This window comes from Novosphingobium sp. MD-1, assembly GCF_001014975.1.
Classification (GTDB): Bacteria; Pseudomonadota; Alphaproteobacteria; order Sphingomonadales; family Sphingomonadaceae; genus Novosphingobium.
Window position 1 is genome coordinate 139,881 of sequence record NZ_BBXA01000021.1, and the last position, 15,641, is coordinate 155,521.

Sequence of the window (15,641 nt, forward strand, 5' to 3'; positions counted from 1 at the left end):
TCCCCTCGCTTGGTTTTCCTTGGCAGAGCGTGGCGCGCGCTATAGCGGCAAGGCATGGACGGTACAAAGATTTCCCACGGCGGACCGGGCAACCTGCGCGCCGCCGATGCCGCCGGCATTGCCGCGGCGGCGCGGCTGCTGGCCGCGGGGGGGACGGTCGCCGTGCCCACCGAAACCGTCTATGGCCTTGCTGCCCGAGCCGACGACGATGCCGCGGTGGCGGGCATCTACCGCGCCAAGGGCCGCCCCGATTTCAATCCGCTGATCGTCCATGTTCCCGATGCCGTAGCGGCAAGGGCACTCGCCGCGTTCGACGACCGGGCCGAGGCGCTGGCCGCCGCGTTCTGGCCGGGCGCGCTGACGATGGTGTTGCCGCGTCTGCCCGGTGCGCCGCTTGCCATGGCGGTCAGCGCGGGCCTGCCCACGGTGGCGCTGCGCTGCCCCGCGCATCCGGTGATGCAGGCGCTGCTGCGCGAAAGCGGGCTGCCGTTGGCCGCGCCCTCGGCGAATCGCAGCGGCGCGATCAGCCCCACCAGCGCCGCGCACGTGCGCGCCTCGCTGGGCGACAGGGTCGGCCTGATTCTCGATGGGGGAGAGACGGCGCAGGGGATCGAATCGACCATCGTCGGCCTGCGCGCGGATGGATCGTGGGCGATCCTGCGGCCGGGTCCGATCGAGGAGGCGTCGATCGCCGCGGTGCTGGGGGAAGCCCATGCCGGCCGGGCGCAGGATCGCGGCGGGATCGAGGCGCCGGGGCAATTGGCCAGCCACTATGCGCCGGGCAAGCCCGTCCGCCTCGACGCGCCGGACGCGGAGCCGGACGAATTCCTGATCGGCTTCGGCGCGGTTGCCGGCGATGTCTCGCTGTCGCGCACGGGCGATCTCGCGGAAGCGGCGGCCCGGCTCTACGCCTGCCTGCATCTGGCGGCGGACGATGCGCGGCCCCGGATCGCCGTGGCGCCGATCCCGGACCGGGGCATCGGCGTCGCCATCAACGACAGGTTGCGCCGCGCCGCCGCCTGAACGGCTTTAGGCGGGCCAGTTTCAGGCGGGTTGGCAAACCAGCTTGCCCGAGCCCAGCGTCTTGACCGTGCAGGTCGCGCGCCCGAGCACGTGGATGTCGCCGCTGCCCAGGATCGAGGCATCCACGGTACCGTCCGATGCGAACCGGCCGCTGCCCGACCCGGCAACGTCGGCCTTCGCCGCATCGACCGAGAGGCCGGAAAGATCGGCATTGCCCGATCCGCCGATGGTCAGCGCTAGGTTCCTGGCATGGCCGGCGGCCCGCACGGTTCCCGGACCCAGTACGTCGACCTTGAGCGTGCCGACATCGACGCGGGTGCTATCCACGCTTCCGGAGCCGGCGATCACCACCCTGGCGTCTTCTCCATGCAAGGCGTCGCTGTGGACAGTGCCCGAGCCCATCAGCACGATCCCCTGCAACGGCGGAACGACCACGTTGATGGTCACGGTGCCGCCTTGGCCGAACCCGTGCTTTTCGCGCGCGATGCCGAGGTTACCGTCCTTCAGGGTGAAGCGGAGCTGGTCCTTGATCGCCGGATCGCCATCGACGGTAATCGCCAGCCGGTCCCCGCCGGTAACATGGACGGTATCGGGGCCGAGCAGGGTGATCGTGTCCGGCGCCTTGCCCGAGGTATCCAGCTGCGCCAGCGGCACGCCGCTGACACCGTCGATGGTGACGTGCGCGTCGGACGAACAGCCGGCCAGCGCGGCGCCGAGACCGACGGCGGCTACGCCCGCCAGGGCACGGGCAAGATTGGCGAACATGCGATGGTCTCCACCGGGAGGGAATGTGTATTGCCCTTATACTACAGCTTCGCCGCCCAGGGCCATGTCGCTCGTCGGCGCGCATCGGCATCTGGACGACGCGAGCGCGGCAACGCAAAAGGGGCCGCCGGCTTCCCGGCGACCCCTTTTGTGGAAACGGGCGTGAAACCCGGCCGGACCGTCTGGCCCGGCCTTGGCGTCAGGCGGTTTCGTAGTACTTCGGCGCGTATTCGTTCAGGATCGCGAGGATCTTCTTGAGCGCGGCCGGTTCGTCGGTCTTTTCCATCGCCGCCAGTTCGCGGGCGAGGCGTGAAGAGGCCGCTTCGAAGATCTGGCGTTCGGAATAGCTCTGTTCCGGCTGGTCGTCGGCGCGGAACAGGTCGCGCGTGACTTCCGCGATCGAAACGAGGTCGCCCGAATTGATCTTGGCTTCGTATTCCTGCGCGCGGCGCGACCACATGGTGCGCTTGACCTTGGGCTTGCCCTTCAGCGTATCCAGCGCTTCGCGCAGCGTCTTGTCCGAAGACAGCTTGCGCATGCCGATGGCTTCGACCTTGTTCACAGGAACGCGCAGCGTCATGCGTTCCTTCTCGAAACGGAGCACGTAAAGCTCCAGCGTCATTCCGGCGATTTCTTCGTTCTGCAATTCGACCACCCGGCCGACGCCGTGCTTCGGATAGACGACGTAATCCCCAACATCGAAGGCAAGAGCCTTGGCTGCCATTGGTTACCCTTTCGACACGGGCTAGGATGTGGCGGCGGAAGAGGCCCCGGTGCGCGTATTGCGCCCGATGCCCGCATTGCTTCGCGGGCGGCCCTCAACAAGCGGTCTGCGACCCCTTTTTTGTGCTGCCTTTGTGTCCTGCCTTATCTTCGTGAAATGCGACGCATGGCCGGGACCATGCCGCACGCGCGAGTATATAACGTTTTTGTGGAAAATTTCCAGTCCCGGCGGAGAATCTCCACGGTTCCTTGTTTTCGCGGGCGGCCGTCCGGCTTGACGCTACGTCAGCGAAGCGCGTGCAAGGTTGTTCTGGCGATTCCCGCGGCCGTGGTGCCGGACGGGGCGGAGCCCATCCGTTCGTCGCTCAAGGTGGCGATCTGGCCCATCGCCACCAGCAGGGCTTCGGCCCGCGCGGCGAGTCTTTCCACTTCCCGCTCGTTCAGCGAAATGCGGTTTTCCAGATAGGCGATCTTGGACGTCGCCATCAGCGCGCCGGCGAAGAAGCCGATCGTCGCCGACAGGAAAGCGATTCCCGCATATACTGCGATTTCAGGCACCTGTTCCGACCCCGTCAGTTTTATCCTTTTCGGGGAAGGATCGTAGTGTTTCCCGCGCGCGCTGGCGCGGGAATTTCAGTCTGTTTTGGACTAGTCCCGATCTGGGGCGGTTCCGGGGGCGGATCAATCGCCCCGGATCAATCGCCCCGATCAGTCACCTTCGCCAGGTTCCGCCGAGAAGTACTTGTCGAACTTGCCCTCTTCGCCCTTGTGCTCGTCGGCGTCCGCCGGAGCGTCCTTCTTGGCGGTGATGTTCGGCCATTCCGCCGAATACTTGGCGTTCAGCTCAAGCCACTGTTCCAGGCCGCTTTCGGTATCGGGCAGAATCGCTTCGGCGGGGCATTCCGGCTCGCACACGCCGCAGTCGATGCACTCGCTGGGGTTGATCACGAGCATGTTCTCGCCCTCGTAGAAGCAGTCCACCGGGCAGACCTCGACGCAGTCCATGAATTTGCAGCGGATGCAGGCGTCGGTCACAACATAAGTCATGGCGTGATTATCCCTCAGGTACGCGTTTCGGGCCGTGCTAGAGGCGAGGGGGGCGTATCGTCAAGCACCCGATAGCATGCTTGTGCTTCGGGAGCGGGGCCGCGCCGCTCCGGAAGTGCCAGAATCTCGATCACGCGCACCGCCGAACCCAGCGGAATGACGAGGATATCGCCGGTGGAAACGCCTTGGTGCGCGCGCTCCACGCGCCGCCCGTTGAGCCGGATATGCCCCGCCTGCGCCCAATCCTGCGCCAGCGCGCGCGTCCTGGCGAGGCGCAGGAACCACAGGAGCTTGTCGATCCGCAGCCCCGCGGCCATCAGCGCCCCACCGGTTCAGCCGCCAACCATTCCGCCAGCACGGCAAAGGCGCTGTCGGGCCGGGGGCGGGCGGCTTCGGGCCGGCGTTCGTCGCGCGGGCGCGGGGCGCGCCAGTCCCACAGCGGCGGCGCGGGCGGACCCGCGGCGCCTTCGGCCAGCGGGCGCGGGGGCCACGCGCGGAATCCCGCCGCGCGCAGCAGTGCCGCGTAGCTGGCGGTGGTGAGCCCCATCGACCGCGCCAGCGCCGGATCAAGCGCGAAGCGGCGCGGCCTGCCTCCGGCCGCGCCCCCCGCTGCACGCACGCGGTGGGCGGCCTGAAGCAGCTTTTCGGCCAGATCGACGCGAATCGCCTGCGGTCCGGCGGCGCGGTAGCCCACCGGTATCTGCTTACCGGCCGGGATGGCGGGGCGCATGGTGTCGGGCGGCGATGCGTGATCCAGCCCCCAGATTCGCGCCAGCGCGCTCCACAAGGCCATGGCAGCGGGCCGGAGCGCGCCCGGGACGAACAGGTCCAGCGCGCCCACGCGGATGCCCAGCCCGCGCAGGGTGGCACGCTGGCGGTCGTCGAGCCGCTCCAGCCCGGCGTCTGCGCGCGCCAGCACCCCGCCGCCTTCCACCAGATGCAGCAGCAGCGCGCGCAGCGCCGGTCCGGACGCGGGATCGCGCCCGGCTTCGGCCAGTTTGCGCAAGGGTTCCAGCGGCTTTTCACCGTGGCGCGCCAGCCAGGCGTCGAGCGCGGTTTCCACCGCCTGCCGCACCGGCGGGGGCAGCCGGTCGAGCGCGGCATCGATGCGGATACGCGGTTCCAGCAGCGCCCGGCCTTTCTCCAGCCGCGCGACGGTGGTGCCGTTCCAGCACAGCGCGCCATCGGCGAGGGTGATTCCCTCTGCCGTTCCGGCATCGCGGACCAGCGCTTGCGCGCGGGTGGCCAGTAGGCCCGGCAAATGGCGCTCCGCCGCCGCCAGCAGCAACTTGCGATCCGCCGCGCGGGCCAGCGGATCGACCACGAAGCGGAAGCCGTCGAGGTGACCGATCGCCTCGTCATCCACCAGAACGGCGCCCGAATCGTCCAGCCGGACGGGCAGAAGCGCGGCGTCGGCGCCGGTCTTGCGCATCAGCAGCGTGGTGCGGCGGTTGACGAAGCGTTCGGTCAGGCGCGCGTGCAGCGCATCGGACAGCCGCGTTTCCACGGCGCGGGCGCGCGCCGCCATCTCGTCGCGCGCCAGCACCCAGTCGGGCCGCTGCGCGATGTAGGACCAGCTGCGGATCGCCGCGATGCGACCCTGCAGCGTGTCGATGTCGCCGGAGGGGTTATCGAGCGCGGCGATCGCCTGCGCCACATAGTCCGCGCCCAGATAGCCGTGGCGCAGATCCTGCCACAGCCGGGCGACGAAGCGGGCATGGGTTTCGGTGCCCTGCTGACGGAAATCGGGCAGCGAACAGGCCGCCCAGAAGCGCTGGACCGAACCGCGCCCGCGCACCGTGGCGGCGGTATCCGGCTCCTCCGCCAGCCGTTTCAGCACGGCCAGGTCGATCGCCTGCGGTGGCGTAGCCAGTTCGGGCCGTGGCGGCGGGCTTTCCAGATCCGCGATCAGCGTGGCCAGTGAATCGAAGCGCGGCTCCGCTTCGCGCCAGAACAGGCGCGTCAGCGGCGGGAACCGGTGTTCCTCGATCGCGAAGACTTCCTCGGGGGTGAATTCGGGATCGTTTCCGCCCGTACCCGCCAGCGTGCCGAAGGTGCCATCGCGCTGGTGGCGGCCGGCGCGGCCCGCGATCTGTGCCATTTCCGCTGTGGTCAGGCGCCGCTGGCGATGGCCGTCGAACTTGGACAGGCCGGCGAAGGCGACGTGGTGGACATCGAGGTTCAGGCCCATGCCGATCGCGTCGGTGGCGACGAGGTAATCGACCTCGCCCGCCTGGTACATCGCCACCTGGGCGTTGCGCGTCTGCGGGCTGAGCGCGCCCATGACCACCGCCGCGCCGCCCCGGAAGCGGCGGAGCATTTCCGCCATGGCATAGACCTGTTCGGCCGAGAAGGCGACGATCGCGCTGCGCGGGGGGATGCGCGAGAGCTTCTTCGCGCCGACATGGCTCAGCGTGGAAAAGCGCGGGCGGCCGATGACTTCGGCTTCGGGCACGAGCGCGCGGACCATTGGTTGCAGCGTGGCCGAGCCCAGTAGCATCGTTTCCTCGCGGCCGCGCGTGTGCAGCAGCCGGTCGGTGAACACGTGCCCGCGCTCCGGATCGGCGGAAAGCTGCGCTTCGTCGAGCGCGACGAAGGCGAGATCGGGGCGCGATGGCATCGCTTCGGCGGTGCAGAGCAGCCAGCGGGCGTTCTTCGGCTCGATCCGCTCCTCGCCGGTGATCAGCGCGACGCGGTCCGCGCCCTTGATCGCACAGACCCGGTCATACACCTCGCGCGCCAGCAGGCGCAGCGGAAAGCCGATCGCGCCGCTGGAATGCGCGCACAGCCGCTCGATTGCGAGATGGGTCTTGCCGGTGTTGGTCGGGCCAAGCACCGCTTTGACCACACCTTCCCCGGCTGTCCCGTGTCGTCTTCCTGGCAGGGGACTGGCCATGCAGGGAATGTGGCGGCGGCCATCACCCCACGCAAGAAGGCGCCGGGAATTTATCCCCGCTGTTTGTCGGGTGCGGAAAGCCCATCCGGGCTTTCCTTACGGCACCGGCCCGCTCCCCCGGCCCAACCACCCATTCAGTGTACCATGTGGGTGGTTGGGCCGGGGGAGCGGGCCGGTGCCGCGCAAACGAATTAGGCCTTAGCCGTCGTAGTCGGCGCCCAGCGACGTATTCCGCACGGGCGCGGCGGCGGTGATGCGCAGCGCTTCGGCCGACTGCGACAGCGAGCCGATTTCATCGACCTCGTCATCATCATCGGGCAGCACGCGCTGGAGCGACTGGATCACGTTTTCCTTGAGCACCGTCGGGCGGACGGTCTCGTCCGCGATTTCGCGCAGGGCAACCACGGGGTTCTTGTCGCGGTCGCGGTCAACGGTCAGCTCGGCGCCGCCCGAGATCGCGCGGGCGCGCTCGGCGGCCAGCAGAACGAGATCGAAACGGTTGGGAACCTTGTCGACGCAATCTTCGACGGTAACGCGCGCCATTCGGGCACTCCGGAATATTGGAAAGGACGGAAAGAGCCGCAGCTAGGCGCGGGGTGTGGAAAAGTCAAGGAAATCGGGACAGCGGGAAATCGGGGCAGCGAGGTCGGGCGGCCCGTCACGCGTCCCTGTCATTCATCGTTGTAGCTGTGGCCGGCCAGCGCGTCGGGGGCGAGATCGCTGAACTTGGTGATGCGCGATTCGAAGCGCAGGCGTACCTTGCCGGTCGAGCCGTGGCGCTGCTTGGCCACGATCAGTTCGGCCAGGCCATAGACGCGCTCCATTTCCGCCTGCCAGGCGGCGTGGGCTTCCTGGATCTTCATGTCGTCGCTGCCCTGCGGCACCTTGGGTTCGCGCGCGGCGACGTAGTAATCCTCGCGGAACACGAACCAGACCATGTCCGCGTCCTGCTCGATCGAGCCCGATTCGCGCAGGTCCGACAGCATCGGCCGCTTGTCGTCGCGCTGTTCGACCGCGCGGCTGAGCTGCGACAGCGCGATCACCGGCACCGAGAGCTCCTTGGCCAGCGTCTTCAGGCCGCGGCTGATTTCCGAGATTTCGTTGACGCGGTTGTCGCTGCGGCCCGATCCCTGCAGGAGCTGGAGGTAATCGACGATGATCAGGCCGACATCGTGCCGGCGCTTCAATCGCCGTGCCCGCGCGCGCAGGCTGCCGATGGTCAGCGCCGGGGTATCGTCGATATAGAGCGGCAGTTCGGCCAGGCGCTGGCTGGCGAACGAAAGCTGCTGGAAATCCTCGCGGCTGATGCGGCCCATGCGCAGCGCTTCGGAACTGATGCCCGATTGTTCGGCCAGGATACGCGTGGCGAGCTGGTCCGCGCTCATTTCCAGGCTGAAGAAGGCGACCGCCGCGCCGACCGAATCCTTGGTGGCGATGCCATCGGCCTGGTCGCGCCGCAGCCGGTCGGCCGAATTGAAGGCGATGTTGGTGACAAGCGAAGTCTTGCCCATGCCCGGGCGGCCGGCAAGGATGATAAGGTCCGAATCGTGCAACCCGCCGATCTTCTCGTTCACCGAGGTCAGGCCGGTGGTCTTGCCCGAGATGTGGCCGCCGGAAAGCAGCGCCTTCTCGATCATTTCCAGCGAGGTGCGCGTGGCCATGCCGAAGCTCTGCGCCTCGTTGCCGGTCTGCGCCCCTTCGGCCACGGCATAGAGCGCGGCTTCGGCGCGTTCGATCTGTTCGAGCGGGGCGACCGAATTGCTGGTGTCGCGCGCGCCTTCCACCAGGTTGCGGCCCACCGCCATCAGTTCGCGCAGCAGCGCCAGGTCATAGACCTGCTCGGCCAGTTCGCGCGGGGCGAGCAGGCCCTGCCCGTCCGCCGTCAGCCGGGCGAGATAGGCGGTGCCGCCCAGTTCCTTCAGCCCTTCGTCGCTTTCGAAATAGGGCTTGAGCGTGACCGGCGTGACCACCGCCTTGCGATCGACCAGCGCCAGGATGCGTTCATAGACGCGGCCGTGGACCGGCGCGAAGAAATGCTCGGGCTTCAGCGGGGTGGGGAGTTCCTCCAGAATCCGGTTGTCGATCAGCACCGCGCCCAGAAACGCGGCTTCCGCCTCGACGTTGGAGGGGAGAGTGCGAATCTCTTCAGGTTCGCGCAGGAGGATCGCTTCGCTTGCCGACATGACACACCAATGGCGCAGGGGGACCGGTCGCCGCAAGACGCGGTGTGGCCCGATTGCCGCCTGAATTTACCCACAGGCTGTGGACTGCGCAAATCTCTTGCCGCGCCTTGCGGCGTCTGCGAAATAGCCTGCCCCATGGCGGACCCGCGCATCTCGCATATCGAGCTCGACGAGGCGACGATCCTCTGGCGCAATGCCGATATCGAGCAGGAACGCCGGATCGCGATCTTCGACCTGATCGAGGAAAACACCTTCCGTCCGATCCGCGCGTTCGAGGCGGGGCATACCGGTCCCTATCGCCTGCGCCTGTCGGTGGAGGACGGGCGGCTGGCGCTGGTCATCGCCGACGAACGGGAAAACCTGCTCGAAACGATCATCCTCGGTCTCGGCCGTTTCCGCCGTCCGATCCGCGACTATTTCGCGATCTGCGATTCCTATTATCAAGCCATCCGCCGGGCGACCGCGCAGGAGATCGAGACGATCGACATGGCCCGGCGCGGCGTTCACAACGATGCGGCCGAAATGCTGCTGGAACGGCTCGACGGCAAGGTGGAGACGGACTTCGCCACGGCCCGCCGGCTCTTTACCTTGATCTGCGTCCTCCATATCAGGGGCTAGGGTCGCGGAATACGGGATTGGGCGCAGGTTCATGGCGAAGGCGAGGAAAACGGCGCTGCGGCGCTGGCTGGCGGCATTGCTGCTGGCGGTGATGATCGCCATCGGCCTGGGCTGGTGGAAGGCGCGCACCTGGATGCCCGATCGCGCGCACTATCCGGTACAAGGCGCCTGGATCGACGAGCATGACGCACCGGTCGACTGGCGCATTCTCCACGCCCGCGGAGCCGACTTCGTCTATCTCACCGCCAGCGAAGGCCCCGGCCGCCGCGATGCCGCGTTCGCTTCGGGGCTGGACGCGGCGCGCGCGCAGGGGATGCAGGTGGGCGCGGTGCATGTCTACGACCTGTGCGCCCCGGCCGATGCCCAGGCGGCCAATTTCGTCACCACCGTGCCGCGCGACGCCAAGCTGCTGCCGCCGGCGGTCGTGCTCGACATCGATTCGCGCAGCTGCCCCGATGCGCCGGGTGAAGCGGCCCTGCAGAGCGAACTGACGACGTTCCTCAACCAGATGGAAATGCACGCGGGCAAGCCGGCGATCCTGATGCTGTCGCGCGGGTTCGAAAGCCGCTATCACCTTGCCGCCATGATCGATCGCAACATCTGGGTCCGCCAGGATTTCCTCGTGCCGGGCTATGCCAAACGGCCGTGGGTGATGTGGACGGCCACGAGCCGGCTGCGCACCGACGCCGCGCCGGGGCCGCTGCGCTGGGTGGCGGTGCAGCCATGACGAATATTTCGCTGCCCGATCTTGGTCCCGATGCGCGCGAGGCGTTGATCGCGGCTGCGCGCACGGCGGTAGACACCGCCTATGCGCCCTATTCGGGCTTTCACGTCGGCGCGGCGCTGCTGTTCGAGGATGGCGCGATCGTGACCGGCGCGAACGTGGAGAACGCCAGCTACGGCCTCTCGCTCTGCGCCGAGACGGTCGCCTGCGCGATCGCCAGCCATGCCGGGCGGCGCGGTGGGCTGGTCGCCGTGGCGGTCATGGGCGGCGCCGGCGGGGCGATCGACGCGGCGATCACGCCGTGCGGGCGCTGCCGGCAGGTGCTCAACGAACTGGCCGCGCTGGGCGGCACCGATCCGCTGGTGCTGTGCGTGGGCACGCGCGAGGTGATCGAGGTGCGGCTCTCGGCGCTCTTGCCGCATGCTTTCGGTCCGGCCAGTTTGGTATAAAGGCAGTTTGGCCTGAACAGGATTATCGGGGAAACAACGTGGCCATTCTTTCCGACAAGTGGATTCGCGACAAGGCGCAGCGCGAGGGCATGATCGAGCCGTTCGTGGAAAGCCAGCGGCGGGAAGGCTGCATCAGCTATGGCCTGTCCTCCTATGGCTACGACGCGCGCGTGGCGGATGAATTCAAGATCTTTACCAACGTCGATTCGGCGGTGGTGGACCCCAAGGACTTTGCGTCCAATTCCTTCGTGGACCGCAAGACCGACGTCTGCGTGATCCCGCCCAACAGCTTCGCGCTGGCCCGCACGGTCGAATATTTCCGCGTGCCGCGCGATGTGCTGGTGATCTGCCTGGGCAAATCGACTTATGCCCGCTGCGGCATCATCGTGAACGTGACTCCGCTGGAGCCAGGCTGGGAAGGCCACGTCACGCTGGAATTCTCCAACACCACGCCGCTCCCCGCCAAAATCTACGCCAACGAGGGCGCGTGCCAGTTCCTGTTCCTGCAGGGCAACGAACCGTGTGAGGTGAGCTATGCCGACCGCGCCGGCAAATACATGGGCCAGCGCGGGGTGACCCTGCCCCGGCTGTAATCTCCGCACTTGCAATCGCTGCTGCAACTGCCCTGTTGCTTTCCGGAACGGGGCCGATCACCATCCCGCCCATAACGAACCAAAAAGGGGATGGGATGATGGGTGCCAGGGCGGATCGGCCGTTCGACATCGTGGTCTATGGCGCGACCGGGTTTACCGGGCGGCTCGTGGCGCAGTACCTCGCGCGGGCCTATGGACAGGAAGGGCCGCGCTGGGCGATGGCCGGGCGCAGTGCCAGCAAGCTGGCCGAGGTGCGCGATGCGATCGACGCGCCGATCAACACGCCGCTGATCGTGGCCGATGCCGGCGATCCCGCCAGCCTCACGGCCATGGCGGAACAGACGCGCGTGGTGGTGACGACGGTCGGCCCCTACCAGCTCTATGGCGAACCGGTGCTGTCCGCCTGCATCGCGGCGGGAACCGACTATGCCGACTTGTGCGGCGAGCCGGTGTGGATGCGCCAGATGGTGGACAAGTACGACGCGGAAGCGAAGCGCACCGGCGCGCGGGTGAGCTTCTCCTCGGGCTTCGATTCGATCCCGTTCGATCTGGGCGTGCTGATGCTGCAAAAGGAGGCCGTGGCCCGCTTCGGGGCGCCCGCGCCGCGCGTGAAAGGCCGGGTCCGGGGGATGAAGGGCGGCGCTTCGGGCGGAACCGCGGCCAGCCTCAAGGCCACGCTCGCCACGCTGGGCCAGCATCCCGAACTGATTCCCTGGATGACCAGCGCCTTCGGCCTGACGCCGGGTTTCGAAGGGCCGCCGCAGCCCGCTGGCGACAAGCCGCAATACGATAAGACGCTGGGATCGTGGGAAGCGCCATTCATCATGGCGACGATCAACACCAAGAACGTCCACCGCACCAACCGGTTACTCGGGCACCCCTATGGCCAGGACTTCGTCTATGACGAAATGATCCTGACCGGCCCCGGCGACCAGGGGAAGGCCGTGGCCGAGCACATCGCCACCACGCCGATGATCGGCCGGCCCGATGATCCGCAGCCGGGCGAAGGTCCGTCGCAGGAAGAACGCGAAAACGGCTTCTACGACGTGCTGTTCGTGGGCGAGATGCCCGACGGGCGGACGATCCGTTATGGAGTCAAGGGGCGCTACGATCCGGGTTATGGCTCCACCAGCCGGATGCTGGCCGAAACCGGTATCGCGCTGCTGTCCTGCGCGGCGGAAGGCGGGATCGCCACGCCGGGCGCGCTGCTGGGCGAAGCACTGGTGGCGCGGTTGCGCGCGCACGCCGAGATCGCCTTCGCGGTGGAGGACTGAACGATACTGGCGATCAAGCCCGCCGTCCGCTGTTGAGGGGGATCGCGGACGGCGGGCTCTCGCGCCGCGTCATGCGGCGGAGGCTTCCTCGTAGGCCTGGGCTTCGGCCGCGATCAGGATGTCGGCCAGCATCCAGTAGGCTTCGCCCCAGGCGGCCAGGACTTCGTCGGTGGCCACATCCGCGCCCACCACGTCGCGGATCGCCGGCAGCAGGGCTTCGGCCACCAGCGGATAGTGTTCCGCCTTGACGCCGGTTTCGACGTGCCTGGCCACCATGCGCTGCACGGCCGGGCCAAGGTTGCCCAGCTTGTCGATGTTCCGGGCATAGGCAAGGATCGCCCCGGCCAGCCGGCGCGGCTGTTCGCCGCTGTCCTGCGCGGCCTGGTCGAACATCGCGGCGACTTCCGCATTGCGGAACAGCCGCGCGTACATCGCGGTGGTGATGGCAAGGCCGTGCTTTTCGATGACGGGGGCCGTGGCCTTGACGATGGCCTTGGCCTGTTCGGAAGCGGTGCGCATGGCGGGATCTCCTTAAAACAAGTATTACAAATACCGGTATTGGAAATGCTTGATTCGGGCAAGCGAAAATCCGACATGATCGAACGATGCAACTGACCCAGCATACGGATTTCGGCCTGCGCCTGCTGATCGTGCTTGCCCGGCGAGAAGGCGAAGCCGTTTCGGTTCCGGCCTTTGCCGCCGAACAGGGGCTTTCGCCCCACCATGTCGCCAAGGTCGCGCAGGCGCTGGTCCACGAAGGCTTTGCCCGCAGCCTGCGCGGGCGCGGCGGCGGCATCGCGCTGGCGCGCCCGGCGGACGGGATCAACGTGGGCGCGGTGGTGCGCGCGCTGGAACGGGGCATGAAGCTGGCCGATTGCGCCCGCTGCGCGCTGCGCGCCGATTGCACGCTGAGCGGCGTTCTGGCCGAAGCGCTGGAGGCCTTCCTCGCGGTGCTCGACCGCTATTCGCTGGCGGACATCGCCCGCCCGGGCGCTCCGGCTTTCGCGCCTTGGAGCGTGGCGGAGCCTGCCGCGCGCCCCTGTGGTTAGAGGCTTGCGGCCAGGGGCCTGCTTTCAGGGCTTCTTCAGCGCGGCAATGCAGGCGGCGCGGTCGACATCGCGGCCATCGCCGCGCCGCGCGTCAACATAGGTCGCGGTCTGCCGCCCGCCTTGCGCGGGGGGATAGAGGAAGACGTCGAGAATGCAGGCCGATCCCGACCATTGCAGTTTGCGCGCGTCTTCCTCGCGAATGTCGAGCCGGGGCGGCCCGAACAGGCGCGATAGCTGCTGCGCGTCGGCGCCGATCACCGATTCGAGGCCGGGCGCGGTCTGGATCTGCGCGGCGGGGCGCGGCGGCGGGTGGCCGACGCTGCGGATGGTCGCGGCCTTGCCGGCCCCGCTGGTCTGCACGCCGGTTCCGCCGCCGCAGGCCGCGAGCAGCAGGGTCATCACAAGCACGGCCTGATTACGGCGCATCGGAAACTCCGCCAACATTGGAAACTTCGGCATGGCGGCGCAGCACCAGATGTGTCGCCGTCGCCGCGCCGATCACCGGCGCGACAAGGTTGATGAAAGGCACGGCCAGCAATCCGGCCACCGTCCCGCCCAGCAGCAGCCGCTGCCACGCGGGCGGCGCGGCGGCTGGCGTTCCCGCGGCGTCGCGGTGGCGCAGCCGGACCATCTCGGTCAGCTCCCGCCCCAGCAGCACGGCATTTACCAGAAAGAACACCAGCGCCGGGCCAAGGCCGGTGACCAGCAGCACCACGGCCACCGGCAGCGCGGCCAGGTTCCACAGCACCGACCGCACCAGCCCGCGCAGCGCCTGCCGCGCCTCGGCACGCCAGCCCAGCGGCCGCGCCGTGGCGGCGAACGCGGGGTAATGGCGCGCTTCCACGGCGGCGACGACCTCGTCCGCGAAGAACTGGACCACCGCGATCGCCACCAGCCGGAACAGCAGCCAGACGCCGATCAGCACGATCACGCCCGCGATCAGCACGCGCAGGGTCTGCGCGCCGCTGGCCAGATCGTCGCGCAGGCCCGATGCGATGAACGCCGTGTCGAGGCCCCACCAGCCCAGCGCGCCCAGCACCACGAACAGGGCGAGCGTGACAAGCGCGCTTTTCCCCAGCACCCGCAGGATGCGCCGGTCGGCAAGCTGGCCCAAGGAAAGCCCCAAAGCGGAAAGCATGGATGCCGGATCGCCCGGCGGCGCGCGGCTGTCAACCGGGAGACGGAACCGCTCGTCCGCCGTGGTCGCCGGGTCAGCGCACTTGCGGCGCGGCAAACAGCCCGCTAGGGCCGCGCCGCCTGCCGTTCCCCGATCGGCCCCTCATTCATGGAGCTTGCGGATGACCGCTCCCGCTACCGACGTTATCGCCATCGGCAATGCCATCGTCGATGTCATGGCCCCCGCGCAGGATGCGGATATCGCGCGGCTGGGCCTCGCCAAGGGCGGGATGACGCTGGTCGATGCCGATCGCGCGCGCGAACTCTATGACGCGATGGGGCCGGCGCGCGAGATTTCGGGCGGTTCGGCGGCGAACACGCTGGCCGGGCTGGCGGCGCTGGGCGCGACGTGCGGCTTCATCGGCCAGGTGGCGCAGGACCAGCTGGGCGAGGTGTTCGCGCACGACATCCGCGCCGGCGGGATCGCCTTCGCCACGCCCGCGCGCGAAAGCGAGCCGCCGACCGCGCGCTGCCTGATCTTCGTGACGCCCGATGGCCAGCGCACGATGAACACGTTCCTTGGCGCGTCGCAGTTCCTGCCCGCCGAAGCGCTGGACGAAACGGTGATCGCCGATGCCGCGGTGCTCTATCTCGAAGGCTATCTGTGGGACCCGGAAGAGCCGCGCAAGGCCATGCGCCGCGCCATCGCCGCCGCGCGCACGGCCGGGCGCAAGGTGGCCTTCACGCTGTCCGACGCGTTCGTGATCGCGCGCCATGGCGACGATTTCCGCGCGCTGATCGAAGCGGGCCAGATCGACATCCTCTTCGCCAACGAACACGAGCTGGCGGCGCTGACCGGCATCGCGGATTTCCACGAAGGCATCGCTTCGCTCGCGGCGAAGGTGCCGACCGTGGTGGTCACGCGCAGCGAACAGGGCGCGCACGCGGTGAGTGGTGGCGAGCAGGCCCATGTTCCCGCCGAACCGATCGAGCAGGTCGTGGACACTACCGGCGCGGGCGACCTGTTCGCCGCCGGCTTCCTGTTCGGCCACGTGCGCGGGCGCTCGCTGGAGGATTGCCTGCGGCTGGGCGCGATCTGCGCCGCCGAAGTGATCTCGCACTACGGTGCGCGGCCCGAAGCGGACCTCAAGGCACTGGTCGCGGCGCGGATGGGCTGAATA

19 protein-coding genes are annotated in these 15,641 nt (G+C 68.3%); 8 read left to right on the top strand and 11 right to left on the bottom strand.

Annotated features, from left to right (window positions below; genetic code table 11):
• Positions 1-54 precede the first annotated feature (54 nt).
• A complete protein-coding gene (locus tag NMD1_RS07500; protein ID WP_125954264.1) occupies positions 55-1,023 on the top strand; it encodes an L-threonylcarbamoyladenylate synthase in 969 nt (322 codons plus the stop codon).
• A 21-nt stretch (positions 1,024-1,044) separates the two neighbouring features.
• On the opposite strand, the gene NMD1_RS07505 is transcribed toward NMD1_RS07500, so the two are convergent.
• The 8 genes from NMD1_RS07505 to NMD1_RS07540 all read right to left on the bottom strand — a co-directional run bounded on the left by NMD1_RS07505 (position 1,045) and on the right by NMD1_RS07540 (position 8,637).
• Positions 1,045-1,788: a head GIN domain-containing protein gene (locus tag NMD1_RS07505; protein ID WP_125954265.1), complete on the bottom strand. Its 744-nt coding sequence runs from the start codon at positions 1,786-1,788 to the stop codon at positions 1,045-1,047.
• Between the two features lie 199 nt (positions 1,789-1,987).
• Positions 1,988-2,512 (bottom strand): CarD family transcriptional regulator, encoded by a 525-nt coding sequence (locus tag NMD1_RS07510; protein ID WP_124810388.1) that lies wholly within the window; start codon positions 2,510-2,512, stop codon positions 1,988-1,990.
• 284 nt (positions 2,513-2,796) lie between these two features.
• Positions 2,797-3,069, bottom strand: coding sequence for a hypothetical protein (locus NMD1_RS07515; RefSeq protein WP_125954266.1), 273 nt, complete (start codon positions 3,067-3,069; stop codon positions 2,797-2,799).
• Between the two features lie 150 nt (positions 3,070-3,219).
• Positions 3,220-3,558 carry a ferredoxin FdxA gene (fdxA, locus tag NMD1_RS07520; RefSeq protein ID WP_011443786.1) on the bottom strand — a complete coding sequence of 113 codons (339 nt, stop codon included), beginning with the start codon at positions 3,556-3,558 and terminating at the stop codon, positions 3,220-3,222.
• Between the two features lie 14 nt (positions 3,559-3,572).
• A complete protein-coding gene (locus NMD1_RS07525) occupies positions 3,573-3,875 on the bottom strand; it encodes an RNA-binding S4 domain-containing protein (protein WP_125954267.1) in 303 nt (100 codons plus the stop codon).
• Positions 3,875-6,454, bottom strand: coding sequence for a helicase-related protein (locus tag NMD1_RS07530; RefSeq protein ID WP_125954268.1), 2,580 nt, complete (start codon positions 6,452-6,454; stop codon positions 3,875-3,877). Before NMD1_RS07530 ends, NMD1_RS07525 begins: the two co-directional genes overlap by 1 nt.
• Before the next feature lie 198 nt (positions 6,455-6,652).
• A complete protein-coding gene (gene rpoZ / locus NMD1_RS07535; protein ID WP_124811296.1) occupies positions 6,653-6,997 on the bottom strand; it encodes a DNA-directed RNA polymerase subunit omega in 345 nt (114 codons plus the stop codon).
• 128 nt (positions 6,998-7,125) lie between these two features.
• Entirely contained in the window at positions 7,126-8,637 is a 1,512-nt protein-coding gene (locus NMD1_RS07540) for a replicative DNA helicase (protein WP_125954269.1), read from the bottom strand.
• Between the two features lie 135 nt (positions 8,638-8,772).
• Between NMD1_RS07540 and NMD1_RS07545 the strand changes: the two genes are divergently transcribed.
• The 5 genes from NMD1_RS07545 (at position 8,773) to NMD1_RS07565 (ending at position 12,295) form a co-directional block, all read left to right on the top strand.
• Positions 8,773-9,255, top strand: a complete 483-nt coding sequence (locus tag NMD1_RS07545; protein WP_124811298.1) for a UPF0262 family protein — start codon at positions 8,773-8,775, stop codon at positions 9,253-9,255.
• A 31-nt stretch (positions 9,256-9,286) separates the two neighbouring features.
• A complete protein-coding gene (locus tag NMD1_RS07550) occupies positions 9,287-9,982 on the top strand; it encodes a glycoside hydrolase family 25 protein (protein WP_125954270.1) in 696 nt (231 codons plus the stop codon).
• Positions 9,979-10,428 (top strand): cytidine deaminase, encoded by a 450-nt coding sequence (locus NMD1_RS07555; protein ID WP_125954271.1) that lies wholly within the window; start codon positions 9,979-9,981, stop codon positions 10,426-10,428. The genes NMD1_RS07550 and NMD1_RS07555 overlap by 4 nt, the downstream gene beginning before the upstream one ends.
• A gap of 38 nt (positions 10,429-10,466) precedes the next feature.
• Positions 10,467-11,021, top strand: a complete 555-nt coding sequence (gene dcd, locus NMD1_RS07560; protein WP_124811301.1) for a dCTP deaminase — start codon at positions 10,467-10,469, stop codon at positions 11,019-11,021.
• A 95-nt stretch (positions 11,022-11,116) separates the two neighbouring features.
• Positions 11,117-12,295, top strand: a complete 1,179-nt coding sequence (locus NMD1_RS07565; RefSeq protein ID WP_233497417.1) for a trans-acting enoyl reductase family protein — start codon at positions 11,117-11,119, stop codon at positions 12,293-12,295.
• Between the two features lie 69 nt (positions 12,296-12,364).
• Here the strand turns inward: NMD1_RS07565 and NMD1_RS07570 are convergent, their stop codons facing one another.
• Positions 12,365-12,814 carry a globin domain-containing protein gene (locus NMD1_RS07570; RefSeq protein WP_124811302.1) on the bottom strand — a complete coding sequence of 150 codons (450 nt, stop codon included), beginning with the start codon at positions 12,812-12,814 and terminating at the stop codon, positions 12,365-12,367.
• A gap of 86 nt (positions 12,815-12,900) precedes the next feature.
• On the opposite strand from NMD1_RS07570, the gene NMD1_RS07575 reads away from it, so the two are divergent.
• Positions 12,901-13,344, top strand: coding sequence for an Rrf2 family transcriptional regulator (locus NMD1_RS07575; RefSeq protein ID WP_124811303.1), 444 nt, complete (start codon positions 12,901-12,903; stop codon positions 13,342-13,344).
• 24 nt (positions 13,345-13,368) lie between these two features.
• On the opposite strand, the gene NMD1_RS07580 is transcribed toward NMD1_RS07575, so the two are convergent.
• On the bottom strand, positions 13,369-13,770 hold the full coding sequence (locus tag NMD1_RS07580; protein ID WP_125954272.1) for a hypothetical protein: 402 nt from the start codon (positions 13,768-13,770) through the stop codon (positions 13,369-13,371).
• The gene (locus tag NMD1_RS07585) at positions 13,760-14,458 is read right to left on the bottom strand and encodes an EI24 domain-containing protein (RefSeq protein WP_233497418.1); all 699 of its coding nucleotides are present in this window, start codon (positions 14,456-14,458) and stop codon (positions 13,760-13,762) included. Before NMD1_RS07585 ends, NMD1_RS07580 begins: the two co-directional genes overlap by 11 nt.
• A 184-nt stretch (positions 14,459-14,642) precedes the next feature.
• Between NMD1_RS07585 and NMD1_RS07590 the strand changes: the two genes are divergently transcribed.
• Positions 14,643-15,638, top strand: a complete 996-nt coding sequence (locus NMD1_RS07590; RefSeq protein WP_125954274.1) for an adenosine kinase — start codon at positions 14,643-14,645, stop codon at positions 15,636-15,638.
• Positions 15,639-15,641: the final 3 nt, after the last annotated feature.

What these genes read in the sequence shown, in the direction of transcription:
- NMD1_RS07580 (WP_125954272.1), bottom strand. Translation starts at nt 13,770, where the DNA reads ATGCGCCGTAATCAGGCCGTGCTTGTGATGACCCTGCTGCTCGCGGCC.
- NMD1_RS07590 (WP_125954274.1), top strand. Translation starts at nt 14,643, where the DNA reads ATGACCGCTCCCGCTACCGACGTTATCGCCATCGGCAATGCCATCGTC.
- NMD1_RS07570 (WP_124811302.1), bottom strand. Translation starts at nt 12,814, where the DNA reads ATGCGCACCGCTTCCGAACAGGCCAAGGCCATCGTCAAGGCCACGGCC.
- rpoZ (WP_124811296.1), bottom strand. Translation starts at nt 6,997, where the DNA reads ATGGCGCGCGTTACCGTCGAAGATTGCGTCGACAAGGTTCCCAACCGT.
- NMD1_RS07545 (WP_124811298.1), top strand. Translation starts at nt 8,773, where the DNA reads ATGGCGGACCCGCGCATCTCGCATATCGAGCTCGACGAGGCGACGATC.
- NMD1_RS07565 (WP_233497417.1), top strand. Translation starts at nt 11,117, where the DNA reads ATGATGGGTGCCAGGGCGGATCGGCCGTTCGACATCGTGGTCTATGGC.
- NMD1_RS07530 (WP_125954268.1), bottom strand. Translation starts at nt 6,454, where the DNA reads ATGGCCAGTCCCCTGCCAGGAAGACGACACGGGACAGCCGGGGAAGGT.
- NMD1_RS07525 (WP_125954267.1), bottom strand. Translation starts at nt 3,875, where the DNA reads ATGGCCGCGGGGCTGCGGATCGACAAGCTCCTGTGGTTCCTGCGCCTC.
- fdxA (WP_011443786.1), bottom strand. Translation starts at nt 3,558, where the DNA reads ATGACTTATGTTGTGACCGACGCCTGCATCCGCTGCAAATTCATGGAC.
- NMD1_RS07500 (WP_125954264.1), top strand. Translation starts at nt 55, where the DNA reads ATGGACGGTACAAAGATTTCCCACGGCGGACCGGGCAACCTGCGCGCC.
- NMD1_RS07550 (WP_125954270.1), top strand. Translation starts at nt 9,287, where the DNA reads ATGGCGAAGGCGAGGAAAACGGCGCTGCGGCGCTGGCTGGCGGCATTG.
- NMD1_RS07540 (WP_125954269.1), bottom strand. Translation starts at nt 8,637, where the DNA reads ATGTCGGCAAGCGAAGCGATCCTCCTGCGCGAACCTGAAGAGATTCGC.
- NMD1_RS07505 (WP_125954265.1), bottom strand. Translation starts at nt 1,788, where the DNA reads ATGTTCGCCAATCTTGCCCGTGCCCTGGCGGGCGTAGCCGCCGTCGGT.
- NMD1_RS07575 (WP_124811303.1), top strand. Translation starts at nt 12,901, where the DNA reads ATGCAACTGACCCAGCATACGGATTTCGGCCTGCGCCTGCTGATCGTG.
- NMD1_RS07555 (WP_125954271.1), top strand. Translation starts at nt 9,979, where the DNA reads ATGACGAATATTTCGCTGCCCGATCTTGGTCCCGATGCGCGCGAGGCG.
- NMD1_RS07510 (WP_124810388.1), bottom strand. Translation starts at nt 2,512, where the DNA reads ATGGCAGCCAAGGCTCTTGCCTTCGATGTTGGGGATTACGTCGTCTAT.